Source organism: Flectobacillus roseus, assembly GCF_030056595.1.
In the GTDB taxonomy this organism is placed as follows: domain Bacteria; phylum Bacteroidota; class Bacteroidia; order Cytophagales; family Spirosomataceae; genus Flectobacillus; species Flectobacillus roseus.
On the sequence record NZ_JASHIF010000011.1, the window covers coordinates 52,643 to 78,409 of the forward strand.

Below are 25,767 nucleotides of genomic sequence, written 5' to 3' on the forward strand. Positions count from 1 at the left end.
CTAGATTTGTTCGGCTACTTCCAATGCTTTGCGCAAGGCAGCTAATTTGTTGTGTACTTCCTGCATTTCGCTTTCGATAACAGATTTTGCTACTACACCCATTCCTGCTTGGTAATACAGTGTGTTGTTTTTGCTCAAGAATGTACGAATAGCAATAGCATGGTTAAAATTACCTTGGAAATCCATGTACCCAATTGCTCCACCGTAGATGTGACGGTTAGTAGTTTCGAGACGATTGATAATGGTCATGGCATTGTGTTTTGGTGCGCCAGACAGTGTTCCAGCAGGGAAAGTATCTGCAACCAATTGCAATGGGTTTGTGCCAGCTGTCATGTGACCTGTAACCTTCGATACCAAGTGGATTACATGTGAGAAGAATTGAACTTCCTTGAAAGTTTCAACTTTAACAATATCCGAGCTACGCGACAAGTCGTTGCGTGCTAAGTCAACTAGCATAACGTGTTCGGCTGATTCTTTAGGGTCAGCATGGAGCTGACGAGCCAATTCAGCATCTTTTTCGTCGTCACCCGTACGACGGAATGTGCCTGCAATCGGGTGAATTTCAGCGAGTCCGTTTTTGATTTGAATTTGTTTTTCAGGCGAAGCGCCAAAAATACGATAGTTTTCATAATCAAAATAGAACATATATGGCGATGGGTTAATCGAACGCAACGCACGATATACTTGGAAATCATCACCTTCAAAAGTACGGCTAAAACGACGTGAAGGTACAATTTGGAATACATCCCCACGCAAACAGTGCTGAATACAAATTTTGATTACCTCACGCATTTCATCATCAGTAACGTTTGTAATTTCATCGCCAGTTACCGTAAATGATTTTGTCGCATAGTGAGGCAAATCAAGCAACATTTCGAGCGATTCTAAAGATGGTGCTGTTGTATCATTGTATTCGTGGGCATACAACGAAAGCTCATCTTTGAAGTGATTAATCGCAATTACATAACGATATACATAATAGATAATCTGCGGAATTTCGGTATTCTCGTTCTTTTCTTGAATCTCAATATCCTCAAAATATTCTACGGCATCATAAGAAATATGTCCAAACATCCCGTTGGCCATTGGCGCATAATCGGGTTGGCGAGTCCATTCAAATCTTTCAGCAAAATTCAACAGAGCTTGTACAGCATCTTTGCGACGAGCCAAGGTAAATGTTTCGACGGTACCATCGGGGAAAGTTTGAGTTACAACATCGTTGTCGATGATAAAACTTGCCACTGGATCACACGCAATATGGCTGTAGCCATGCTCTTTGCCATGATAATCAGCACTTTCTAGAATTACGGTATTCTTAAACTTGTTTCTGAGTTTAAGAAATACCCCCACTGGAGTAATCGTGTCGGCTAACTTCTTTTTCTGAACGGTCTGAACGGTAAATTTCATGATGTTAGGGTGTGGTAGGTTTGCTACCTGTTAGAATCAATGGTTAACTTTTGGCAAAATCTATTGGACATAAAAAAAAGACCTACTGGTTGAACAGTAGGTCTTTTCGAATGATATATTTTTTTCCGAAAACACAATAAGGTACTGCTCAACCGAGTATCGTCAGTTGCCACCACCATGCTGTATTTTTGAAATTTGTTGTCATTTTTTAGAAAATCTGCTTTTGTATTTTTTGCAAACTTAATTCGAAAATTTGTTTTTCAAAAAAAGTTTTTCAAAAAAATACAAAAATGATAGAATAAAGGCATTAATCTTACTTTTGAGCACTTTAGAAAAACAGCTTTTGTTGCTGAAAACTTATTGCCAATAGCTGAAGACCAATATCTTACTCCAAGATTCCAAGGTAATTGAATGGAGAAATACGTTTTAATTCATATTTCACTTTATCACTAATTTCGAGTGAATCTATAAAGTTCGCAATCGTTTTTGACGTGATTTTTTCGTTTTTACGAGTCAAGGCTTTCAATGCCTCATAAGGTTGTGGATAACCTTCACGACGCAAAATCGTTTGAATCGCTTCGGCTACAACTGCCCAGTTATCTTCAAGGTCGGTATTGATGGCATCTTGGTTCAATTCCAATTTGTTCAAACCTCTCAATAATGCTGTTAGTGCAATAATCTGATGTGCTACTGGAACGCCCAAATTACGCAATACCGTAGAGTCAGTAAGGTCACGCTGTAAACGAGAAACTGGCAGTTTTGCTGCCAAAAACTCATACAAAGCATTGGCAATACCTACGTTACCTTCTGAGTTTTCAAAATCAATTGGGTTTACTTTGTGTGGCATCGCCGACGAACCAACTTCACCTGCCTTGATTTTTTGCTTGAAATAGCCCATTGATACGTATGTCCAAACATCACGGTCAAGGTCTAATACAATATTATTAAGGCGTTTGAGATTGTCCATCAAAGCCGCCAAGTTATCGTAATGCTCGATTTGTGTAGTGTATTTGCTACGAGACAAACCCAAAGAACCTACGAAGTTGTTACCGAAATCAATCCAGCTAGTTTCAGGATATGCTACATTGTGAGCATTGAAATTACCTGTTGCTCCGCCAAATTTAGCCGAGTAAGGAATCGTTTTCAATAAGTCCATTTGACGCTCAAGACGTTCGGCAAATACCCAAAACTCTTTACCCAAACGAGTAGGAGAGGCAGGTTGACCATGTGTGTGTGCCAATAAAGCGACATCTTTCCACTCTTCACCCAAGGCTTTGATTTTTTCAATAACCTCTTGAAGTTTTGGTAAAACAACCGCATCCATAGCATCTTTCAACGAAAGTGGAATAGCTGTGTTGTTGACATCTTGCGAAGTCAAACCAAAGTGGATAAACTCAAGGTATTGTTCAATACCAAAGTTGCTTAGTTTATGTTTGATAAAGTACTCAACCGCCTTTACGTCGTGGTTGGTTACTTTTTCAGTTTCTTTAATCCAAAGGGCATCTTCTTCAGTGAAATTGCGATAAATATCACGCAAGGCACCAAAAAGGTCTTTGCTGACACCTTCGAGTTGTGGCAATGGAATTTCGCAGAGTGCAATAAAATACTCAATTTCGATAAGGACACGGTACTTGATTAGTCCGAATTCTGAGAAATAAGGAGCAAGACTTTCTACTTGCTTGCGGTAGCGTCCATCGACTGGAGAAATGGCAGATAATTGATTCAGTTCCATAATTATGCTTTCAAAGTGCAAAGGTACAAAGTTTTTGCTTGCATATCCTGAGATTTAACACAACAAACACTAAGAGTTTCGAAAAAAAGCCCAAACTTTGATGAATTATTCCTTAAAGTTGAAGTTATGTTATTAAATCCCAAGTTGTTGGCCACGCTACTTTCGGTAGTAATTGCCATTTTTACGACTTCTTTTCTCTCTTTTTTGCCCGAGGCCAACGCCAACATTCTCTTTATCTGTTTTATCGCTTCATTTATCATCGCAGGATTGCTCATCTATTTCACGCTTGATTATCTGGTATTTCAAGAAATCAACAAGATGTATGATACCATCAATCGTTTGAAGATGAAGGATTTTGGAGTTTCTCGCAAAAAACTCTACAAAAATGCCAATCCACTTAAAAAATTGAATGATGAATTGTTTGTCTATGTTTCCAAAAAGGAACAAGAGGTAAATGAGTTAAAACGACTTGAAAAATATCGTCGTGAGTTTTTGGCCAACGTATCGCACGAACTCAAAACACCCATTTTTGCGGCGCAAGGTTTTGTTCATACGCTATTAGATGGCGCTATGGACGACGAGCGTGTACGAGTGAAGTTCTTGACCAAAGCTGCCAAAAGTTTGGATGGGCTCGATATTTTGGTAAAAGATTTACTCACACTTTCTCAAATGGAAACAGGCGATATTCGCATGAACAGAGAGCGTGTGGATGTTAAACAAATTACGAAAGAGGTTTTTGAGCAATTAGAAAGTAAAGCCGAAACCAAAAATGTAAGTCTGCAAATAAAATCTCCTGAAAGTCAAGTTTGGGTAAAAGCCGACGCACAGCGTATAGGTCAAGTGATTACCAATTTGGTTGAAAACGCGATTAAATACGGTAATGAAGATGGAAAAGTATTAGTTGTTTTTGAAGATGAAAAGAAAGACTGGCGTATTTCGGTAAAAGACAATGGGCCAGGTATTGCTCCAGAACATTTGAGCCGAATTTTCGAACGTTTTTACCGTGTCGATAAAGCCCGTAGCCGTTCTGATGGTTCATCTGGACTTGGTTTGGCTATTGTAAAGCATATTTTGAATGCACATAAAACCAAAATTACGGTAGCGTCCAAACCTGATAAAGGCACCTCTTTTTCATTTAAGTTATCGAAAGAATAGAGAGTTTTAAGTGATGAGTTTTGAGTTGTGAGTTGTCCTTGCCTAAAATACAAGTTATTAAATATTGTCTTATATTCCTTTTATAGCGCGGTAGGTGCGAAAGACTTCACGATAGTTGGTGTTCTTTCGCACATACGGCGCTTTTTTATTCGAGTTTATCAAAAAAATTAAGTAAAAATGTTGAATTATTTATCCATTTTTTTAATTTCGTAAATAGTTACGTAAGTGATTACTTATTTTGTATTTACCATTCGCAACTCATCATTCAGCATTTATACTTATCCCGATGATTCAAATTAGAACTTTTCAATCGAAAGACACAGAGCAAATTGTAAATTTGATTCTGACTATTCAACAGGTGGAGTTTCAGGTGCCAATCACTATCCAAGACCAACCCGATTTATTAGAAATTCCCAATTTTTATCAACAAGGCAATGGCAACTTTTGGGTGGCTGTACAAGGTGATGAGGTAGTAGGTTCCATTGCCCTCATCGACTGTGGTGGACCTATTGGTGCTATCCGTAAAATGTTTGTGAAGAAGGAATTTAGAGGAAAAGAATTAGGAATTGCCCAAAAACTGCTGGACACGCTTACGATAAAAGCGCAAGAAGCACAAATGCAACATCTCTATCTCGGCACTATAGAGCGCTTACAAGCCGCTATTCGTTTTTATGAAAGAAATGGCTTTACCTATCTTCCCAAACAAGATTTACCAGAAAGCTTCCCAATCATGGCTGTAGATACACATTTTTATGTGAAGAAAATATAGAAGGAGGGGCAAAGTGGCATAGGCACAGAGGCACAGAGTGGGTTTATAACACTTTGTGCCTTTGTGCCTGTTGCCTTTGTCCCTACGTAGCATAAACTTGTGACCTAGGTCACAGGTTAGAACGCCTGCTTTGTATGAACTTTGTAACATCAATCAAAACAAGATGAGTTATGTTATTTAAGTCATATTCGTTAGGAAATATTTCGCTTAAGAATCGAATTGTCATGCCACCTATGACACGTTCGAGAGCTGCAAAAGGTGACGTAGCAACCGATTTAATGGCCGAGTATTACAGTCAAAGAGCTTCAGCAGGCCTAATTATTTCGGAAGGAACACAAGTATCTAAGCAAGGTCAAGGCTACGCTTGGACGCCTGGGATTTATACACCAGAGCAAGTAGCAGGCTGGCAAAAAGTCACCAATGCCGTTCATCAAGAGGGTGGGGTAATGTTTGCTCAACTATGGCATGTTGGGCGTGTATCGCATACTTCTTTACAACCCGATGGTCAAGCGCCAGTATCTTCATCACCTTTAGTAGCGGAGGGAGTAAAAGTATTTATTGACCCAGAAAATAAAGGTCCAGAAGCTGGAGTTGGAGGTATGATTCAACACTCAGCACCACGTCCGTTGACTATTCCTGAAATCAAGGAAATTGTCCAAGATTTTGCAAAAGCTGCCCAAAATGCCCTAGAGGCAGGTTTTGATGGGGTAGAGCTTCATGCTGCTAATGGGTATCTCATCAATCAATTTATCGACAGTCAAGCCAATACTCGTACCGACAAATACGGAGGAAGCTTAGAAAATCGACTTCGTTTTTTGAAGGAAGTAGTGGAAACTTTGTGCCAAGTAGTAGGTAAAGAGCGTGTAGGAGTAAGGTTAGCACCTTTGACTACCTTGCAAGGCTGTGTCGATGACAATCCTGAAGAAACGTATTTGGCGGCGGCAACTTTGCTACAAGATTTGGGTGTGGCATACATCCATATTGCCGAAGCAGATTGGGATAATGCGCCAGATATGCCTATTGCTTTCAAAAATGCCCTTCGTCAAGCGTTTAAAGGCACGATGATTTATGCAGGAAAGTATAATAAGGAGCGTGCGGAAAAAGCCTTGGCAGAAGGATGGGCTGATATGATTGCCTTTGGTCGTCCATTTATTGCCAATCCAGATCTACCTGCTCGACTGCAAAATAACTGGCCTCTCAACGAAGGCGACCGCACCAAATACTTTGGAGGTGGAGCCGCTGGATACACCGACTATGGTGTATTTAGTGAATAAGTTAGGCACTAACAATTTCGGATTGGGGATTTCTGATTTCGGAAATGCAGGAAATACTTTTATTTTTTACAAAACATAACTTAAAAAGTAGATTACTCTTCCGCAATCCAACATCCACAATCCGCCATCAAATTAATTATTTTATGAAAAACATCGTATTGACAATCGCTCTGAGCGTGTTGTCCTTCTGGGGTATTGCCCAGACAAAATCAAAAGGAAAAATCTTATTTGTGCTTTCAAGTCATGCCGAATTAGGTAATACTGGCAAACACACAGGATATTATTTGAGTGAAGTAAGCCACCCTTGGGAGGTGTTTACTAAAGCAGGTTATGAAGTTGACTTTGTAAGTCCACAAGGCGGGCAGCCTCCTGTTGATGGATTTGATTTGACAGATAAAGTAAATAAAGAGTTTTGGGAAAACGCTGTTTACAAAAACAAATTAGACCATACTCTTACGCCCAAACAAGTAAAAGTCTCGAACTACGTAGCTATTCATTATGCAGGAGGACATGGTACCATGTGGGATTTTCCTAATAATGAGGAATTAGCCAAAATAGCGAGTAAAATTTACGAAAAAGGCGGAGTGGTTAGTGCTGTTTGTCACGGTCCTTCGGGCTTATTGAATATTCGTTTGGGAGATAATCGCTATTTGCTGGAAGGAAAAAACGTAGCAGGTTTTTCAAATGTGGAAGAAATTGCGATGAAACTAGAGAAAGTGGTACCATTTTCATTAGAAGACGAACTCAAAAAGCGTGGTGTTCATTATTCATCAGCACCAGCATGGTCTGAATATGTGGTGGTAGATGGCAAATTAGTAACAGGTCAAAACCCTCAATCTGCAAAGAAAATGGCAGAAGAAGTGGTTGTAGTATTGAAAAATAAGTGATAAAGTGTACAGGTTCAAAGGCACAAAGGGGATTCTCCTCGAATTAATTTTCCACTTTGTGCCTCTGTGCCTGTTCCCTCAAACCCTCTTACAAAAATGAACTCAACAATCAATCTATTCGCACCAACTACGGTTGGAACATTGGCATTGAAAAATAGAATTGTGATGGCACCCATGACACGTGCTCGCAATTTCGATGGCATTCCTAACGATAATAATGCACTGTATTATCAGCAACGTTCTGGCGCTGGACTTATCATTACCGAAGGAACAGCTATTTCGAATACTGCTATGGGAGTATTGCATATTCCAGGGCTTTACACTGCCGAACAAGTTGAAGGCTGGAAAAAAGTAACTTCAGCCGTACATCAAAAAGGTGCAAAAATCTTTACCCAGTTGTGGCATGTCGGACGTGTGTCGCACGTATCCAATCAGCCCAATGGTCAGGCGCCAGTAGGAGCGTCGGATATTCAAGCCGAAAATTCTTTTGCTTGGGGATATGATGAAAATGGCAAAGAGACCTTTGTGAAATGTTCAAAACCTCGTGCTTTGACTACTGAAGAGGTAAAAGAAGTAGTAAAGGATTTTGCCAATGCAGCCCAAAATGCCATCAAAGCAGGTTTTGATGGGGTAGAACTTCACGGAGCGAATGGTTATTTGATTGAACAATTTTTAAATCCAATGATTAATAATCGTACCGATGAATATGGTGGTACGATTCAAAATCGCTCAAGATTTTTGCTTGAAGCCATAGATGCTTGTATTGCCGAAATTGGTGCTTCAAAAGTAGCGATTCGTTTGACCCCTTATGGTGGTTTGCATGAATTGCCGCATTATGATGAAATCGAGACGACCTATCAATACCTCGCTGAAGAGCTGGCAAAACGTGGTATTGCATTTATCCACATCATGGACCAACAATCGAGAGGTAGCTATGCTTTACCTGATGGATTCTTGGCGCGTTTTCGTACTTGGTACAATGGCGTAGTTATTTTGGCAGGAGGAATGAATCGTCAAAAATCGGAAGAATTTGTTGATGCTAATTTGATTGATTTGACTGGTTTTGGGGAGGACTTTATCGCTAATCCAGACTTGGTGGAACGCCTCAACAACAATTGGCCAATGACCCCACCCAACCGAGCACTACATTATGGCTTGACCTTGGAAGGGTATATAGACTGGAAGACTTACGAGGAAGAACAGTTGGTGAATGGGTGATTGGAGATATAGAAAAAAGGGGGTTCTCCCAAACCTCTCAATATCCTTTCACTCGCTCCATAACACATCTTTTGCCTCCATACATTGGTATTCGTCGATACCAATGTATTTTTGTTTTATGGATGCAAAGACTTTTTTACGAAACCATATTGCCGAAATTGTTGAGATTGACGAAGATACATTCGAGGAGGTTTTTACTTTCTTTCAACCCAAACAGGTAAAAAGAAAAGAACTGCTCATTCGTGGTGGAGAAACTGTTTTACAAGAATATTTTGTGGTAAAGGGGTGTCTCAAAACCTTTTGTCACGATGAGCATGGGCGTGAGCATATCGTACAATTTGCCTTAGAAAGTTGGTGGGTTTCAGATTTCCCTGCGCACGCTTCGCAGGCACGTGCCACCATGTGCGTAGAAGCCCTAGAGCCCTGTGAAGTCTTGGAACTTACCTACGAAGCACGTGAGCAAATTTGTCGCAAGTGGCATGCGATGGAGCATTTTTTTAGAAAGAAATCTAATGCTGGTTATGTAGCACTCCAAAAACGTATTTTGTCTTTATTGCAAAATTCCGCTCAAGAAAAGTACGATTTGCTTTTGACCCAATATCCACAACTCTTTCAAAGGGTTTCAAAAACCTTGATTGCTGCCTATCTGGGCGTTTCTCGCGAAACCTTGAGCCGTCTTGGCAAGCATGATAAGTAGGAATGATGAGTTGTGAGTGGTGAATTGTGAATTGTGAATGTATTTTTAGTTAATTACTAGTTCAAGACTTTGTCTTGGACTTATTTTTTGTACAGTTTACAAACTGCAACAAAAGCTAGTCCGAGACTAAGTCTCGAACTAGACAAGGACAACTCATCATTCCTATTCGTACCATTTGTCTGCTCTCAGCATTACGCCGTTATAGCCAGCAAAAACGCCATATCCACCAGTCATGTTTGAATATAGCTTCATGGGCTCACTACTAGGGAGGTCATTGATTTGTGAAAATTCTTTGTGGTAACGATAATAATGCTCGTCGGTCTGACAGATATAAAACATAAAATTACCTATATGGCTTTTCGCCAATCTTTTGTAAGGATAGATACCGCCTACAATCGGATATTCGATTATGCCATTTTGAATATTGTCGTCAGAAATAGTTCGCTGCGCATCTACACCTGTAAGATAGGTCTTGTGCTCAAGTGTATCTGTTTCGTAGTTGAGTCCAAAAGCAGCATAATAGTTTTTCTCGTTTCCAATATCTTTCCACCGTAAATAGTATGGCAAAGAAGCCATAGGATTTTCAGGATTAAAAGGGGCTCTGGTTACCGAAACCGTATTGGAGTCAATCGTACTAGGAATAATACAACTAGCAGAAACACTATCTCCCTTGGGCGTAGTGACAAATAAGCGATATTGTTTTTGAGCTTCAATTTTGAAAAAGCTTTTTGACGAAAGATATTTTTTCAACTGTTCATTCCACTGAAGAATTACCTCTTGATTTTGTTCATTTCGTAAAACTACTCTAGCATTGCTAATGTATTGATTTGAAGAGCCTGAACCCTCGCCGACAGTGGGTGTCGTCATTTTGACTGTCACCTGAATGACGGTATCTTGAGGCGATAAAAAACATAATACATACGGCTGGGTGGTTGATTTTACGATAGAATCTTCCTCAAAAGCACCAAAATTTTCACAACTGCACATCGTGAGTAGTAGGGCAAAAAGATAGATACACTTTTTCATAGGTTAGAATTTGATTTGATAACTAATAGATGGAATAATAGGGAATAAACCTTTTCGGTAAAGTTTACGCTGTGTTGAATTAGGAGCGTCTTGACTTTCATAGTAAAAAGGATTTACACGGTTGTAAGCATTGAATACGCCCAACTCCCAGACACGCAGAAATTTTTTCTTTTGTTTTGAAAAACGAACATTCACATCCAAACGATGATAATCCGCTGCTTTGAAGTTTCCTCTTTCATCATACACACGTGCCACTACGAGCGAACCATCTGAAGTTGGGTAGTCTGACTGGACAGGAAACTGATGAGTTTCGGGTATATATTGCCCAATAGGAACGGTCAACGCATTTCCCGTTGCATAAATCCAAGAACCAGACAAGGTAATATGAGGTTTGAGCTGATAAATACCAACCAATGATAAAGCATGGCGACGGTCGTAGCGAGGGAAAAACTCTTTCCCATTGTTTAAGTCTGCAAAATGATATTTGACCTGCGACAAGGTATAACTCATCCATCCCGTTAGGCGACCTGTGTTTTTATGTAGCAAAACCTCCATTCCGTAGGCCTTTCCTGTGCCTATAGCAATATTGTCTTCCCAGTTAGAGCCGTCCAATCGTTTATTAGCTTTGATGTCTAGTAATAAAAAACTGGCTCCATCTTTGTATCCAATCACGTTTTCTAAAGATTTATGATAGGCTTCTATAGAAAGAGAAAAAGGAGAACTTTTGAAGTTTTTCGTAAAACCCAAAGTGACTTGGTCTGAGCGTTGCGGAGGAATTTTGGCACTTGACGAAACCCATAAATCTGTAGGCAAGTCTAACGAAGAATTGGATAATAAGTGCAAATACTGGTTCATTCTAGCATAAGAAGCTGTAATATTCAAACTCTCAGTAGCTTGAAAAGAAGCATTCAAGCGAGGTTCGAGATTGTGATAGGCTTTGTTATCCACAAAATAGTTAGACGCTCTCAAGCCAGTCCGCACCTGCATTTTTTCTGAAATACGCCAAGTGTCTTCAAGATAAATAGCGCTTTCTATACCATTGGTTTCCTTAATTCTAGCGGTGTTTGTGCTTTGCGAATATTGATTGTAGATATAGGCACTTGGGGTAAATTGGTGATGCGTTGCTAATATACCTGCTTTGAGTGTATGGGTAGGATTGAGATAAATGTCAAAATCAGATTTCAACCCAAAGTCTTGTATTTGAGAGTAATATTCTTCATAAAACCTTTGTCCAAAATTTTCTTCTTGAAAAATCTTAAATCGAAAGTGACTAAAAATTAGGGAAGTATTAGCAAAGACTTTATCTGAAAAAAGGTGATTCCATCGAAGGGTTGCGGTGGCATTGCCCCAGCCAAAACCCGAAGTACTATACTTAGTGACATCTTTTGAGACATCTATTCCAAAATAACCACTCAAATACAAGCGATTATGCGCATTGAATTCGGTATTAATCTTGGCGTTTAAATCATAAAAACTGGTATTTTTCAAGTCTAGACTTCTGGGTAAAACCAAGTCTACATAGGTTCTGCGAGCCGAAACAATATAGGAAGTAGGGTATTTGAATTTGATGGGTCCTTCCAAGGTAATTTTACTGCTGAGTAGCCCAATACTGCCTTCTCCATGGAATTTCTCGTGACTCCCTTCTTTCATTTGCATATCTAATACAGAGGAAGTGCGTCCGCCATATTTGGCCGAAAACCCTCCTTTGTAAAGGTCTGCTTGTTTGATAGCATCGTTGTTGAATACTGAAAAGAAACCAAATAAATGATAAGCGTTGTACACAACGGCGTCGTCAAGCATTAATAAATTTTGATCTGAGCCCCCACCCCGTACCGACAGCCCTTGTGAGCCTTCATTGCCTTTTTGAACCCCAGGCAATAATTGAAAGGTTTTTAGGACGTCTTTTTCTCCTAAAAAAGAAGGTAACTGTTTTACATCAGACATTTGTAAAGAAAGCGTACTCGGGTCTTCATTGGCAGTGTTATGAACTTTTACTTCCTCCAAAAGTGTGTTAGACGGCGTGAGTTCGACGATAAGATTTTGATTTGCTGTCAATAGCATTTTTTTTGAAAAACTTTGATAACCCACCTTCGAAAACTCCAATTCATATTCTCGACTTGCATCAAGTTTGATGGAGTAAAAACCATATACATTGGAAGTGGTTCCAATGCGAGCATTTTTGACTCGAATGTGTACATCGCTAAGGGATTCTTGACTTTTGGCTTCGCGGACATAACCGCTTAAGGTTTGAGAAAGGCTTTGAAAGGTAGTTAATAGGAATAAAGCCCATAGATACAATTTGCGCATAGAAATATTAAAACTAAGTGTAAGTAGTATGTGTATGAAGCAAAGTTTGATGCTAAAATGACCGTTTACAAGCTTTTTAACATTTCAATTATTCTTTACAGGAATATTTCTACAAGAAAAAGTATTACTAAAACGTTTATAGATACGTTATCGCTACACAAATTAGTTTAATCTCCAAACATTAACTCTATGCAATTCAGAGGTTCTATCGTCAAAAAAGTTCGTAAAGAAAAAGGTTTCAAACAATCACATCTTGCCGAGTTACTCGGCATGTCACAATCCTATTTATCAAAAATTGAAAATGATCGAGTATCCATGTCTGTCACAGACTTGGGACGAATATCTACTGTACTGGATTGTGAAGTTGGAAGGTTTTTTATCGCCAAGAAAAGACCTTAAGTAAAAAGACAAATAGGTGAAAAAGTAAAAGCTCATGTCAAGGCATTGACATGAGCTTTTATATAAGTAGAGATTCAAGTAATTGTGCAAAATAAAATTTAAGTGATGGTGAAAACAAAGTGTTGATAATTAAAGCTTTGCATTCACAATTCACCACTCATAATTCAGCATTAATACCTAAACAGCTCCTTCTTTCAATTTTTCTGCATTTTCAGCAATACGAAGGTTATCGATAAAATCACCAATTTCACCATCCATTACTACAGGAAGGTTATAAACTGTATAACCAATACGGTGGTCGGTTACACGACCTTGTGGATAGTTGTAGGTACGAATTTTATCAGAACGGTCACCTGACCCTACCATCGAGCGACGGTTACCAGCAATAGCCGACTGTTGTTTTTCTAATTCAATTTCATAAATACGTGAACGTAATACCGTCATGGCTTTCTCAAAGTTTTTAATCTGAGAACGCTCATCCTGACATTGTACAACCAAGCCTGTTGGAAGGTGAGTTACACGTACCGCCGAATAAGTGGTGTTTACAGACTGACCACCCGCACCTGACGAACAGAAGGTATCTTTACGGATATCATTCATGTTGATAACTACGTCAACTTCGTCTGCTTCGGGAAGTACTGCAACCGTTGCTGCCGACGTATGGATACGACCTTGAGATTCGGTAGCAGGCACACGTTGTACACGGTGAACGCCTGATTCGAATTTCATTTTACCATATACATCTTCGCCTTGTACACTTACGATAATCTCTTTGTAACCACCAGAAGAAGCTTCAGTAAAGTCCATGATTTGGAACTGCCAGCCTTGGTTTGCACAAAAACGTTGGTACATACGGAAAAGGTCTCCCGCAAAAATACCAGCTTCGTCACCACCTGTACCAGCACGAACTTCAAGGATAATGTTCTTCGAATCGTTAGGGTCTTTAGGAATCAATAATTCTTTTAAAACGCTTTCCATTTCGTCTCTTTGAGGCAAAAGCTCTTCTAATTCAGCTTTAGCCATATCACGAAACTCTTCATCTTTCTCAGTAGCAATTACTTCTTTAGCCGACTCGATGTTTGACAATACGTTTTGATAATCTTTGTATTGATTAACAATCTTTTCGAGGTCTTTATATTCTTTACTAATCGTCTTGAATTTCTTCATATCCGAAACGATTTCTGGTTGCGTAATTTGTTGAGCAACCTCTTCAAAGCGTTCTCGGATGGCTTCTAGTTGTTCTATCATTGGTTGTGGATGTTATATGTTTTATGAGCCAGTGAAGTGACAGGGTACTGTTGAGGAGGCTGACTCAATTTAGATTTCTCATTTTCAGGGTGCAAAGATACAAAATTCTTTCCCATAAAATAGGGGAAAAATGTATGGTTATTGTCTAATATATAGATACCTGCAAAAGAAAAGATGATTCTCTTGAATTTTGGTTCATAGGAGAGCTATTTTTTCCTTCAGCTACACCTATTTGCTTTTGAATTTAAGACTTTGAAATAAACCTCCTAAAAGTACATTTGTCTAATCGATACTAACTTCTTAATTGACTATCAAATATTTAAAGCTATGGAAAATCTAAAATTCAAAAAATATAGCCTATTGGTGGCTCTGTTGATAGGACTTACAACCTTGATGTCATCGTGTGTGACCCATGTGCGTGGATACGATTATGGTTATCGCAGACCCTATTACGGACGTCCAGCATATAGATATGTAGTTCCCCCTCCAAGAACTGTCATTGTTGTCCCAGACAGAGGGCATTCTCGCTATTCATATCGTGGTAGAAGAGGAAGATGGTAAGCATTAATGTAGAATTGTGAATCTTGAATTGCGAATGTAATACTTTATGTATTAAATGTTGAGTGCTATGTCGTAAGCTAAAAGTGTAACAGTATTTCTGATAAAATAAAGAAAACATTTTGCCAAAAGCTAAAACAAAAAAGCCTCTAAATCAATAGGGGCTTTTTTGTTTACTAGACTACGCTCTGTAGTATATTTGTAAAATGGCAAAACCATCGATATCGCAATGAAAAAACTAACATTTGGAATTGGGCTATTAGCCCTCATTACAGGCTTACAATCTTGTGATTTTAGCAAGAGAGTTGATACAACTGCGGCTGTAAAAGAACTCAAAGAAAGACAGGTAAAACGTATCAATAGCGCACAAATTACAGCGCAAGTAGATGATTGGGGGAAAAAAATAACACAAGATTTGAACAAAAGTTTTGTCAAAAATATTCTTGATACTCGTGTTATTGATTCATTACAAAAAACATATCGTATTGGGATAGAAATCGGCAGTCCAATCAAATTGCAAAATCCTGCGTTGGGTAAAAAGGTAAATGAAATATTAGATGCCTACCAATACAATGCCGAAAACCATCTGCCTCAAATTGATAATATTCAAATGAGCGAAGACCAAGAACATTTGTATTTTACCTCGCCGATTGTCTTGGAAAATCAGTTGAAGAGTGCGTCAAAAACACAGTTGCAGGAACTTCTGACTAAAACCAAAATTGATAGTGTAGATTTTCGTAAAAAAGGAGATTTACTAGGATTGTGGATGATTAAATTCTCTAAAAAAGATGTGATTAGATTGGTAGATGTAAAGCAACTTAGCAAACTCAACACCAAAATCGAGCAATAGGAATTAGAGCTGTATGAGGATTTGCAAACTATTGCGGATTTGGGATTTTTGATTTCGGAAATAGATTGGCATATAATAGTTTTTATAAAATATGAGTCAAAGAAAGCAGGCTATACTTCTGACATTCGAAATGTTTAGTTCTTGAAATTTTTCACAGACTACGTAATAGATATGACTAAAAAGACAAAGGCACAAAGTTGTAATATCACTTTGTGCCTTTGTCCCTGTTTACTTTCCCCTCACTTATATCTCATCCGCAATTTTACGGTCGTTCGATAAGCGAGGGACTTTATTTTGACCGCCTAATTTGCCTTGAGACTTCATATAGTCGATAAAGGCATTTGGGGCTAAGGCTCTGATTTTTAGTCTTTGCAGAATATTTCCCGTAATCAAATCATCATAATAGACGTTAAGCTGAGTAAGTTTTTCATCAAGATCATGAGCAAAAGCCTCAAGATTATTTGGTGCTTTGGCAAACTCAACCAACCATTCATGATAAGGCAAACCGCCTTCTGGTGGTGTTACTTGCGGCGCTACCGTAAACTCTACTAATTCAACCTCAGGATGTTTTTGCATCGCGTATTGCATCGCCTTTTCTACTTCTTCGCCAATTACGTGTTCTCCAAAGGCAGAAATAAAGTGCTTGATACGCCCAGACACTACAATGCGATATGGATCGAGAGATACAAATTTGACAGTATCTCCAATCGAATAGCCCCACAAACCTGCATTGGTATTCATAATGAGCGCATAATTCACTCCCAATTCAACCTCTCCAATATGTAGTCTACGAGGGTTGGGCTTGAAGTAATCTTCTGCTGGAATAAATTCGTAAAATACCCCAGAGTTTAAGAGTAACAATAAACCTTCAGCTCTTTGAGAATCCTGATAGGCAATGAATCCTTCAGAGGCTGGATAGGTTTCGATAGAATCTATTTTCTTGCCAATAGATTCGAATAATTTGGCACGATAAGGTTCAAAATTTACCCCACCGTATACAAATACCGAAAAGTCAGGAAATACATCTTTGATTTTTTTGCCAGTACGAGCCTGAATACGGTCAAAGTACATCTGTACCCAAGGTGGAATCCCCGAAATCAATGACATATTTTCGGGAAGTGTTTCATCAATAATTTTATCAAGCTTGGCTTCCCAATCGTCCATGCAATTGGTATCATAGCTTGGTAATTGATTACTTCTCAAATAATCTGGCACATGGTGATTCACAATTCCCGACAAACGACCTACATGAATACCATGTTTCATCGTCATTTCGGGCGAACCAGAAAGGAATATTAATTTTTTATCAAGAAATGAAGAATTACCTGTTTCGTGGACATAACTCAATAAGGCATCACGAGCGCCATTGATATGAAAGCCAATAGATTCTTTCGAAATCGGAATATATTTAACCCCCGAAGTGGTGCCCGATGTTTTGGCAAAATACAAAGGCTTGTTTGGCCATAAAATATCAGGTTCCCCAGCAACTACCCTTTCAACATAGCTTTTAAGCCCTTCGTAGTCGTTGATAGGCATATTTTGTTTAAATTGCTCATAATCATTGATTTCTGAGAATTTGTGGTCTTTTCCAAATACAGTATTCGAGGCTTGTTGAAGCAACGATTTCATGAGATTTAGCTGCGTTTCAACGGCATTTTTCTCCCATTTTTTTCGTTGACTAATAACATAAGCAGCAAAAGGTTTTGCCAAGATGGCTCTTATTCCCATGGTAATTCTTGAAAAGTGCTTAACGAAATTTACTCAATTTACATTTTAAATGTCATTCGGTGCAAGGGGGTTGTTCCAAATTCCTGAATTGCCTTGCGGTGTTTTGGGGTAGGATAGCCTGCATTTTGCTCCCAGCCATAATGTGGATAGGTTTTTGCTAGTTGTTCCATTAAATCATCTCTAAATGTCTTGGCTAATACAGAAGCTGCGGCAATATTGAGAAATTTGGCATCACCTTTGACAATACAAGTATGAGGAATCATCGGGTAGTTGGGAAAACGATTGCCATCTATTAGCAAATGTTCAGGTCGTATTTGTAATTGGTCAACCGCCAAGTGCATCGCTTTCATACTTGCTTTGAGAATATTTATTTGGTCGATTTCGATATTGGATACTTCTGCCACTGCCCACGCCAAGGCATCGCGCTGAATGTCTAAGCGAAGCGCTTCACGTTGTTTTTTGTTGAGTTGCTTCGAATCGTTTAAGAGCTCGTGTTCGTAATATTTGGGTAGAATTACTGCCGCCGCCACTACAGGACCAGCCAAACATCCACGTCCAGCTTCGTCGAGCCCAGCCTCGATTAAAGATTCATTGTAAAAGCTTTTGAGCATAGTCTTTGCATTGTTGAGGTACAAATTTATAAAACTATCTCAATACCATAGAGCTTTGAAACAGATTATGCCTTAAACTACCCAAAATGGCAGTTTTTGGTAAAAGTATAACCCCCATTTTCGCCATAGATTTACGAAAAAATAAGGTTAATCATATAAGAAAAATCCAATCCTTGCTTGGCATGATTTATGCTTTAATTGGATTGGGAAGGTGTTTTCAATCGATTAGAAATGAAGATTCTAGGCCTTTTGAGGCACTTCTTTTACAACCCCCCATTAACACAATGCCTAAAGTTAAAAAGAAATTATTTGTACTGATATTGAGCTTGATACAGAGTGCAGCTGTCTGGTCTCAAAACAGTAACTCCTTACTCAAAGATGCTACTCGACATTTTGAGGTGTCTAGTTTTGTGACTGCGATACCCAAATTTGAGCAAGTTCTTCAAAATAGCTCTCAAAAACTTAGTACTTCCGAACGTTTAACAGCGCTTTTACAACTGGCCTATAGCTATAAAGCTGTAGGAAAATTTGAAAATGCTGAACAAACTTACCGCAAAGCCTTTGATATTCCTGCCAATTTTTCGGACGATCAAATGAGATCCTATTTGTATTTTGCTCAAGTGCTAGTACAAAATAATAAATTTAAGGAAGCGCAAGAATGGTTTGAAAAGTACAATAATTTGTCAGCTTCTCTTCGTGACGATACTCGCCAGTATCAGCCATCAACTGTAGCCAGAATATCCAATGATCCCTTTACACAAAATGGACGATATTTAGTCGAATATCTTGATTTTAATACCACAAAACCCGAGTTCAGTCCTATGTATTATAAGAATGGATTGGTGTTTTGTTCTGGAAAGGGTACAGGAAGTAGTTTGGTTGGAAATAGTGGTTATTTGGATTTGTACTATATCAGCGATATTAATAAAGTGACAGGGATTTCGGAGGAGGCCTTGGATGCTCCTAAGCAAAAAGTTGTAAAAACTGGCCCTTCAAAGTTGGGGAAAGACTTTTATACAAGAGTTACTGCCAACGACTCCAAAACAGTTAATTATTTCGAAACACTACCTGAAGAGACGATTGCCAGTAAACCATCTGTTAAAGGTAAAGTTGCAGAATCAGAGGTTTTTAGTAAAACCCTGAATACTAAATTTCATGAGGGTCCTGCCACTTTTAGTAGTGATTTTTCAAAAATCATTTTTACTAGAAATAACTTCAATGAAGGTTCTCAAGGAAAAAGTGAAGATAATGTTACGAAGCTAAAATTGTATATGGCCGAAATGGGAGAATCGGGTTGGGGCGAAGCCATAGAATTACCTTTTAATGGCGATGATTTTTCTACAGCACACCCAGCTTGGTCAAAAGATGGACGTTACTTGTATTTTGCATCAGATCGTAAAGGTGGTCAAGGAGGTATGGATATTTGGGTGGTTGAGTATAAAGATGGCAAATGGGGTACTCCAAGTAATCTCGGTAAAGAAGTAAATACAAAAGGAACAGAGGTGTTTCCGTTTGTGGATGAGCGAGGTAATGTCTACTTTGCCTCTGATGGTCTAAAGGGTGCAGGTGGCTTAGATATCTTTATTATTTCTACTCAAAATGGACTTCCAAATCGTTCTCCGTTGAATATTGGTGAACCGTTCAATTCTGAAAATGATGACTTTGGTATTATTACCGATGGACAAAGGTTGAATGGATATTTTAGTAGCGATAGGCGCCGAGGTGATGATGACGATATTTATAGATTTACTAAAAAAGCAGATGTTTATGATTGTCGACAAATGTTATTGACCATTGTAGATGGAGAAACAAAAAGTCCAATCGGAAAAGCCGAAGTGAGTTTGTTAGCAAAAGGAGGAACCGAAGAAAAATTATTGACAAATGAATCTGGACAAACACAATTTTGTGTCAATCGTGATACTGATTATGTGATTTCGGTAAAAAGAGAAGGATATAATACCAATATTCTTGGCTTTTCGACAAAAGGCGAATCTGATAACGCCCCGTCTGCCATGGATATTCCTTTGCGCAAACAAGGTGGTCCTATCGTAACACAGCCAGAGGTGCAACCCAAAAACTCTCCTCCTGTAGAGATTGTTCAACCAACGGATACCACCAAAGCAGAGAAAGTATCACAGTTGAAAGGGGTTGTAAAAACCGAAATAGAGAAAACACCCATTGAAGGCGTACTCGTAACTTTTATTAATGAGTGCGATGGTTCCAAACAACAAGTTGTCACAGGTCCTGATGGGGTATATGCTTTTGATATGGAAGAAGGTTGTGACTATACCCTCGAAGTATCAAAGGACGGTTATGGAACTACGGTCAATAAAATTAATAAGGTTATTAAAAAAGTTAGACCAAAAGTTGTTTCCCAAGATTTGGGTATGTTCAAAGAAGGCGATCTAATCACCATTGACAACATCTATTATGATATGGGTAGCGCCAAAATTAGAAAAGATGCTGCCAGAGAGTTAGATAAATTGGCTGCAACTTTGATGAAAAACCCAAGTATGATTATCGAATTAGGTTCTCATACCGATAGCAGAGGTGATGCTCAAGAAAACCTTAATTTATCTTCAAAGCGTGCTCAAGCTGCTGTAGATTATATTGCCAGCAAAGGTGTCGATCGTAACAGGATGTTGGCTAAAGGATATGGCGAGTCATTATTAGTAAATGGTTGTTCTGACGGCGTAAGTTGCACTGAGCGTGAGCATCAAAAAAACAGAAGAACTACCGTAAAGGTGATCAAAGCCAAAACAGAATAGGAGAGAGGGGGTTATGAGGTATTAATCGCTATGTCCGAAAGTTTTCTAGCTATTGTAGATTTAGGATTTCTGATTTCGGAAATAGCAGGAAATAATTTCCAACATGAGCTAATCCAAATTTTGAAATTAAAACAATTCTTTTCATTAAAAAGGCGTTCGAAAAACTAATTTCGAACGCCTTTTTGATACTATATTTTGAAATGAACCCTCTTGAGACGCAATCATTGCGTCTCTACTAGTAAAATTAAATCACTTATTCGGTCAATCACTAACGCACTCAAAAACTAAGCTGCGCAATTACTAATCCTCCAATAATAGCACCAATGATAGGTCCTGCGACAGGAACCCAAGCATATTGCCAATCAGAACCTCCTTTACCAGCAATAGGTAATATCGCATGTGCAATGCGTGGACCTAAATCTCTAGCAGGGTTAATTGCATATCCTGTTGTACCACCCAATGATAAACCAATTGCCCAAACTAATAAACCAACAACGTAAGGTCCCAATTGATTTGGTACGCTTGGCAAGGCTCCCAGTACGATAATTAGCAAAAGCGTTCCTAGTAGTTCGCTCATCAAGTTTGCCATAGGTTTATTAATAGCGGGAGATGTCGAAAAACAAGCCAGCTTCAAGCCAGCATCTTCTGTTTTTTCCCAATGTGGATGATAGTGAATCCACACCAATGTTGCTCCTATGATTCCTCCTAAAATCTGAGCCAATATAAATGAACCCGCATTTGACCAGTCACCAAACTTACAAGCCATCGCTACTGTAACCGCAGGATTAAGATGTGCCGCCGGACTCCCAAATGCCGTAGAGACAAAGATTCCAATGGTAACTGCCATTGCCCAGCCTGTGGTAATGACCATCCAGCCAGCGTTTTCGCCTTTGGAGTGTTTAAGTAAAACATTGGCTACTACGCCATTGCCAAGATAAATTAAAACTGCTGTTCCGATTAGTTCGCCAAGAAAAGCTGAATGCATAGTCAAATAGTTTGATTTAGATGATTGGATAGTTGAAAATAAGTTGAGTTTAGTAGGGAATGGTTGTTAGGCACTAGTTTTAGGCTTTTCCACGTAATTATAACTATTTTGTCAAAAGACGACACCTGACATTCAATCCCCAAACTTTACATTACTAAAACATAAAATATCTTTTATTTACTTGTACAAATAAAAGAAAAATTTAATTAAAAGGTAGGCTTTGAAATGGGAATCGTGGGTATTTAATTTGCCTTGATGTTTAACTTTCGAAAAAGCTGTATTTTTGAGTGAAAACACTAGAAACGAAATATACCCCTTGAAAAAGGATTGTTGATATGAGAGAAGATTATTTGAAAGGTAACAAAGAAAACCTTTCATCTGTGGAGAAAGAAATCGAACGTGCTTTGCGTCCGCTTTCATTTGATGATTTTACAGGTCAAGATAAGGTATTAGAAAACCTTAAGATTTTTGTATTGGCTGCCAAACAGAGGGAGGAAGCCCTCGACCACGTATTGCTACACGGCCCTCCAGGGTTAGGAAAAACTACACTGTCGAATATCGTAGCCAATGAGTTGGAGGCAAATATCAAAATCACCTCAGGGCCTGTGCTCGATAAACCTTCAGATTTGGCAGGTTTGTTAACCAACCTCCAGCCGTTTGACGTTCTGTTTATTGACGAGATTCACCGACTGAATCCTATTGTAGAAGAATATCTGTATTCTGCAATGGAAGATTATAAGATTGATATTTTGCTAGATTCTGGCCCAAATGCTCGAAGTGTGCAAATTTCTCTCAATCCATTTACCCTGATTGGCGCTACTACACGTGCGGGTCTGTTGACAGCTCCTCTACGTGCTCGTTTTGGTATCAATGCCCGTTTGGAATATTATGACGCCAAATTATTGACTACGATTGTACAACGTTCTTGTCAGATTTTAGGTACGCCTATCGACGATGCTGGAGCTTTTGAAATTGCTCGTCGTAGTCGTGGAACACCACGTATCGCCAACAACCTTCTGCGTCGTACTCGTGACTTTGCACAAGTAAAAGGCAATGGTCGTATTACGGTAGATATTGCAGAAATGGCTTTGTCTGCCTTAGATGTAGACCAAAATGGTCTTGACGAAATGGATAACAGAATTTTGTCAACCATTATCGAAAAATTTAAAGGTGGTCCTGTCGGGCTTTCGACCATCGCTACAGCTTGTGGTGAGGAGGCCGAAACCATTGAAGAGGTATACGAGCCATTCTTGATTCAAGAAGGTTTCTTGAAAAGAACTTCCCGAGGACGTGAGGCTACCGAAAAGGCCTACGTTCATCTAGGTATCGTACCCAAATATCGTAGTGGTGAGCTATTTTAAAAACAAGGTCGAAAGAAAAACATCTCTTTCGACCTTGTTTTTTACCCCTAAATGTTCCCAAACTCCCCTCAAATTGTCAAATTTCCCAAATTTTTGCTTCCTACCCCTAAGATTTGCCCTTCCATGATAGCTGCCTCTACCTTTGTATCATCGGTTCCGAAATGGCAGCCTCACAAATTGAAATTCTTTATAAAAATCTCTCAATATATCATGGAAAAGTTTCTAACAGCAGTTTTGATTTTACACATTCTTTCTGGTTTCACCGCTTTGCTGGTTGGTTTAATCGCTATGTTTACTCCTAAAGGAAGTCCCAAACATTCACTTTGGGGACGTATCTATTATTATGCTATGATGGTAGTGGCTATTACAGCAGTACTAAGATTTAAAAATGAAACTCGTTTAGTTTTCTTGACTTGTATTGCGGTGTTTAGTTTCTATAATACTTTTACAGGTCGTAGATTGGTATTAGTGGGTCGTAAAAATAATTGGCAAGCACAAGACTGGATTGCCGCATTAATTACAGTAGTTTCGGGTATCGTGATGATTGCTTATGGCATTTGGGCTTATCAACAAGGTGTGACTTTTTACTTTGTGCTATTCGGTTTGTTTGGTTTGTTCTCGTTGATTATCGCTATGTCAGATATTTTGACATTCATAGGAAAAATCAATCAACCTTGGATGCTCAATCATATTAGTCGTATGGGAGGGTCATATATTGCTACAGTAACCGCATTTTTGGTAGTGAATAATCACAATGTATTGCCTCCATTAGTGGCATGGATAGCCCCAGGCGTCATAGGAGGAATGATTATTGGACGTGTAAGAAGAAAGTATAAGCAAAAAATGCAGAAAGCTTAATTTGGACGAATAGGCTTGAAGTAGGTTTAGCCGAAAATAAGAAATATAAGTAATCGTGCAGAATAAGATTTAAGTTATGTGTCTAGGCAACAGGCACAAGGCAAAGAGTGTTAAAATGTTTTTTAATACCCATGGCCATGCTTTTTTCCAAAACCCACTGCCGAAAGCCGTTACCTGAAAGCCCCGAGCATAATCTTAAATTTTGTTTTGCGTACATACTTAAGTCGTTCCTGTAAAGGCCTCTTATTTGTGTTTCAATTAGGGTGCGACTTAAGTCGCACCCTAATTGAAAGGTCAATATGCAAAATAAAGTTTACTTTTTGGGCTTTCGGCTTTCAGCTTTCAGCTATGGGCATTCGGTAAAAACATATCTATCGTTACTAAAAACAATTTAACACTCTTTGCCTGTTGCCTTGTGACTAAAACACAAAACTTAAATCTTACTTTGCATTCATACTTATATACGGCCGTAGATTTGAAGAATAATCACTCAACCACTCAATCACAATTCACTAAATCTAACGTTCAAATAAAAGTCTTTGACCTGTTTTGCTTTCGTCGAATGCTCCATTTTCGTAAGCCAAGTGCCCTGATACAATGGTATGTGTTACTTTAGAACGAAGTGTAGTGCCTTCTAGGGGCGACCAACCACATTGGTAGAGTACATTTTCTTTCGAAACTGTTACTTCCTCATTCAAGTCTACCAATACTAAATCTGCCCAATAACCTTCGCGGATGTAACCTCTTTTTGAGATTTGGAAACAGTCTGCTACAGCATGCGACATTTTCTCAGCGATTTTTTCTAAAGAGATTTTACCGTCTTTATAAAACTCCAACATCAATTGTAATGGGTGTTGCACCAATGGCAAGCCCGAAGGAGATGACCAATAAGGGTTTTGTTTTTCTTCCCAAGTATGTGGTGCGTGGTCGGTTGCAATTACGTCGATGCGGTCATCGAGCAAGGCTGCCAACAATTGTTGTTTATGACCGTCAGCTTTTACGGCAGGATTACATTTGATTTGGTTGCCCAATGTTTCATAATCATGAGCGTCAAACCAAAGGTGGTGAACACAAACCTCCGAAGTAATTTTCTTGTCTTTTAATGGAATATCATTACGGAATAGATGCGTTTCTTCACCTGTTGTGATGTGAAGAATATGCAAACGAGCACCATGTTGTTGAGCCAACTCAATCGCCATCGAAGACGATTTTATACAAGCTTCCACATTACGGATTTCTGGATGAACTCTTGGATGTGGATTATCTCCGTATTTCTCCTTGTAAAGCGCCGAATTTGCACGAACAGTAGCCTCATCTTCGCAGTGCGTAGCAATTAAAGTTGGGCTATTCGAGAAAATATTTGTTAGCGTTTTCTCATTATCTACCAACATATTTCCTGTTGATGAACCCATGAAAACTTTGATACCACAAATATTTTGAATATTAGTTTTGAGAACTTCCTCGATATTGTCGTTTGAAGCACCCATATAAAAAGAATAGTTCGCCAAAGAGGTACGAGCAGCAATGTCGTATTTGTCTTGAAGTAACTCTTGAGTAAGGGCATTCGGAACGGTATTAGGCATTTCCATAAAAGTGGTTACGCCACCCGCCACACCTGCACGAGCCTCAGAATGAATACATGCTTTGTGTGTAAGACCTGGCTCACGGAAGTGCACTTGGTCGTCGATTACACCTGGTAAGAGGTATTTGCCTGTCGCATCAATGGTTTTGTCGGCTGAGATTCCGCTTAAATTAGTGCCAATTTGGTCGATAAAACCATCTTTTACTAAAATGTCAGCAACTTGAATTTTGCCTTCGTTGACAACTTGAGCATTGAGGATTAGAATAGAGCTCATGGAGGAAAAAATTAAGGAGTTATGAGTGTGGCAACAAAATTACCCATAACTCATAACTCCTTGCTAATTTTTT

Annotated in this window: 21 protein-coding genes; 12 read left to right on the forward strand and 9 right to left on the reverse strand. The window is 38.9% G+C overall.

What is annotated here, in order from left to right:
* Entirely contained in the window at positions 1 to 1,407 is a 1,407-nt protein-coding gene (locus QM524_RS14320) for an anthranilate synthase component I family protein (RefSeq protein WP_283345106.1), read from the reverse strand.
* Between the two features lie 385 nt (positions 1,408 to 1,792).
* Positions 1,793 to 3,139 carry an adenylosuccinate lyase gene (gene purB, locus QM524_RS14325; protein WP_283345107.1) on the reverse strand — a complete coding sequence of 449 codons (1,347 nt, stop codon included), beginning with the start codon at positions 3,137 to 3,139 and terminating at the stop codon, positions 1,793 to 1,795.
* A 126-nt stretch (positions 3,140 to 3,265) separates the two neighbouring features.
* Between purB and QM524_RS14330 the strand changes: the two genes are divergently transcribed.
* From QM524_RS14330 to QM524_RS14355, 6 genes are all read left to right on the forward strand, one after another.
* Complete coding sequence (locus tag QM524_RS14330) at positions 3,266 to 4,294, forward strand: sensor histidine kinase (RefSeq protein ID WP_283345108.1); 1,029 nt, start codon at positions 3,266 to 3,268, stop codon at positions 4,292 to 4,294.
* 286 nt (positions 4,295 to 4,580) lie between these two features.
* The gene (locus tag QM524_RS14335) at positions 4,581 to 5,063 is read left to right on the forward strand and encodes a GNAT family N-acetyltransferase (protein ID WP_283345109.1); all 483 of its coding nucleotides are present in this window, start codon (positions 4,581 to 4,583) and stop codon (positions 5,061 to 5,063) included.
* Between the two features lie 170 nt (positions 5,064 to 5,233).
* Entirely contained in the window at positions 5,234 to 6,337 is a 1,104-nt protein-coding gene (locus tag QM524_RS14340) for an alkene reductase (protein ID WP_283345110.1), read from the forward strand.
* 143 nt (positions 6,338 to 6,480) lie between these two features.
* Positions 6,481 to 7,224, forward strand: coding sequence for a type 1 glutamine amidotransferase domain-containing protein (locus QM524_RS14345; protein WP_283345111.1), 744 nt, complete (start codon positions 6,481 to 6,483; stop codon positions 7,222 to 7,224).
* A gap of 96 nt (positions 7,225 to 7,320) precedes the next feature.
* The gene (locus QM524_RS14350; protein WP_283345112.1) at positions 7,321 to 8,442 is read left to right on the forward strand and encodes an alkene reductase; all 1,122 of its coding nucleotides are present in this window, start codon (positions 7,321 to 7,323) and stop codon (positions 8,440 to 8,442) included.
* 118 nt (positions 8,443 to 8,560) lie between these two features.
* Positions 8,561 to 9,139 carry a Crp/Fnr family transcriptional regulator gene (locus tag QM524_RS14355; RefSeq protein WP_283345113.1) on the forward strand — a complete coding sequence of 193 codons (579 nt, stop codon included), beginning with the start codon at positions 8,561 to 8,563 and terminating at the stop codon, positions 9,137 to 9,139.
* A gap of 162 nt (positions 9,140 to 9,301) precedes the next feature.
* Here the strand turns inward: QM524_RS14355 and QM524_RS14360 are convergent, their stop codons facing one another.
* Positions 9,302 to 10,165 (reverse strand): DUF4249 domain-containing protein, encoded by an 864-nt coding sequence (locus QM524_RS14360; RefSeq protein WP_283345114.1) that lies wholly within the window; start codon positions 10,163 to 10,165, stop codon positions 9,302 to 9,304.
* Positions 10,166 to 10,168: 3 nt separating this feature from the next.
* Positions 10,169 to 12,472, reverse strand: coding sequence for a TonB-dependent receptor (locus QM524_RS14365; protein ID WP_283345115.1), 2,304 nt, complete (start codon positions 12,470 to 12,472; stop codon positions 10,169 to 10,171).
* Between the two features lie 189 nt (positions 12,473 to 12,661).
* Between QM524_RS14365 and QM524_RS14370 the strand changes: the two genes are divergently transcribed.
* On the forward strand, positions 12,662 to 12,871 hold the full coding sequence (locus QM524_RS14370; protein WP_095166202.1) for a helix-turn-helix domain-containing protein: 210 nt from the start codon (positions 12,662 to 12,664) through the stop codon (positions 12,869 to 12,871).
* A 177-nt stretch (positions 12,872 to 13,048) separates the two neighbouring features.
* Here QM524_RS14370 and prfA read toward each other — a convergent pair whose 3' ends face one another.
* Positions 13,049 to 14,119, reverse strand: coding sequence for a peptide chain release factor 1 (gene prfA / locus QM524_RS14375; RefSeq protein WP_095166204.1), 1,071 nt, complete (start codon positions 14,117 to 14,119; stop codon positions 13,049 to 13,051).
* A gap of 327 nt (positions 14,120 to 14,446) precedes the next feature.
* On the opposite strand from prfA, the gene QM524_RS14380 reads away from it, so the two are divergent.
* Both QM524_RS14380 and QM524_RS14385 read left to right on the forward strand, forming a co-directional pair.
* Positions 14,447 to 14,680 carry a hypothetical protein gene (locus QM524_RS14380; protein WP_283345116.1) on the forward strand — a complete coding sequence of 78 codons (234 nt, stop codon included), beginning with the start codon at positions 14,447 to 14,449 and terminating at the stop codon, positions 14,678 to 14,680.
* A 226-nt stretch (positions 14,681 to 14,906) separates the two neighbouring features.
* Positions 14,907 to 15,527 (forward strand): hypothetical protein, encoded by a 621-nt coding sequence (locus QM524_RS14385; protein ID WP_283345117.1) that lies wholly within the window; start codon positions 14,907 to 14,909, stop codon positions 15,525 to 15,527.
* Between the two features lie 243 nt (positions 15,528 to 15,770).
* Here QM524_RS14385 and QM524_RS14390 read toward each other — a convergent pair whose 3' ends face one another.
* Together QM524_RS14390 and QM524_RS14395 are read right to left on the reverse strand one after the other, a co-directional pair.
* Positions 15,771 to 17,255, reverse strand: coding sequence for a GH3 auxin-responsive promoter family protein (locus QM524_RS14390; RefSeq protein ID WP_283345118.1), 1,485 nt, complete (start codon positions 17,253 to 17,255; stop codon positions 15,771 to 15,773).
* Between the two features lie 38 nt (positions 17,256 to 17,293).
* Complete coding sequence (locus tag QM524_RS14395) at positions 17,294 to 17,866, reverse strand: ribonuclease HII (protein ID WP_166579619.1); 573 nt, start codon at positions 17,864 to 17,866, stop codon at positions 17,294 to 17,296.
* 284 nt (positions 17,867 to 18,150) lie between these two features.
* Here QM524_RS14395 and QM524_RS14400 point away from each other — a divergent pair, with 284 nt between their 5' ends.
* Complete coding sequence (locus QM524_RS14400; RefSeq protein WP_283345119.1) at positions 18,151 to 20,634, forward strand: carboxypeptidase regulatory-like domain-containing protein; 2,484 nt, start codon at positions 18,151 to 18,153, stop codon at positions 20,632 to 20,634.
* Positions 20,635 to 20,911: 277 nt separating this feature from the next.
* Here QM524_RS14400 and QM524_RS14405 read toward each other — a convergent pair whose 3' ends face one another.
* Positions 20,912 to 21,619: an MIP/aquaporin family protein gene (locus tag QM524_RS14405; RefSeq protein ID WP_283345120.1), complete on the reverse strand. Its 708-nt coding sequence runs from the start codon at positions 21,617 to 21,619 to the stop codon at positions 20,912 to 20,914.
* Between the two features lie 335 nt (positions 21,620 to 21,954).
* Here QM524_RS14405 and ruvB point away from each other — a divergent pair, with 335 nt between their 5' ends.
* Together ruvB and QM524_RS14415 are read left to right on the forward strand one after the other, a co-directional pair.
* Positions 21,955 to 22,980, forward strand: a complete 1,026-nt coding sequence (gene ruvB, locus QM524_RS14410) for a Holliday junction branch migration DNA helicase RuvB (protein ID WP_095166216.1) — start codon at positions 21,955 to 21,957, stop codon at positions 22,978 to 22,980.
* Positions 22,981 to 23,190: 210 nt separating this feature from the next.
* On the forward strand, positions 23,191 to 23,838 hold the full coding sequence (locus QM524_RS14415) for a DUF2306 domain-containing protein (protein ID WP_283345121.1): 648 nt from the start codon (positions 23,191 to 23,193) through the stop codon (positions 23,836 to 23,838).
* A 518-nt stretch (positions 23,839 to 24,356) separates the two neighbouring features.
* Here the strand turns inward: QM524_RS14415 and QM524_RS14420 are convergent.
* A complete protein-coding gene (locus QM524_RS14420; protein WP_283345122.1) occupies positions 24,357 to 25,694 on the reverse strand; it encodes a dihydroorotase in 1,338 nt (445 codons plus the stop codon).
* Positions 25,695 to 25,767 lie beyond the last annotated feature (73 nt).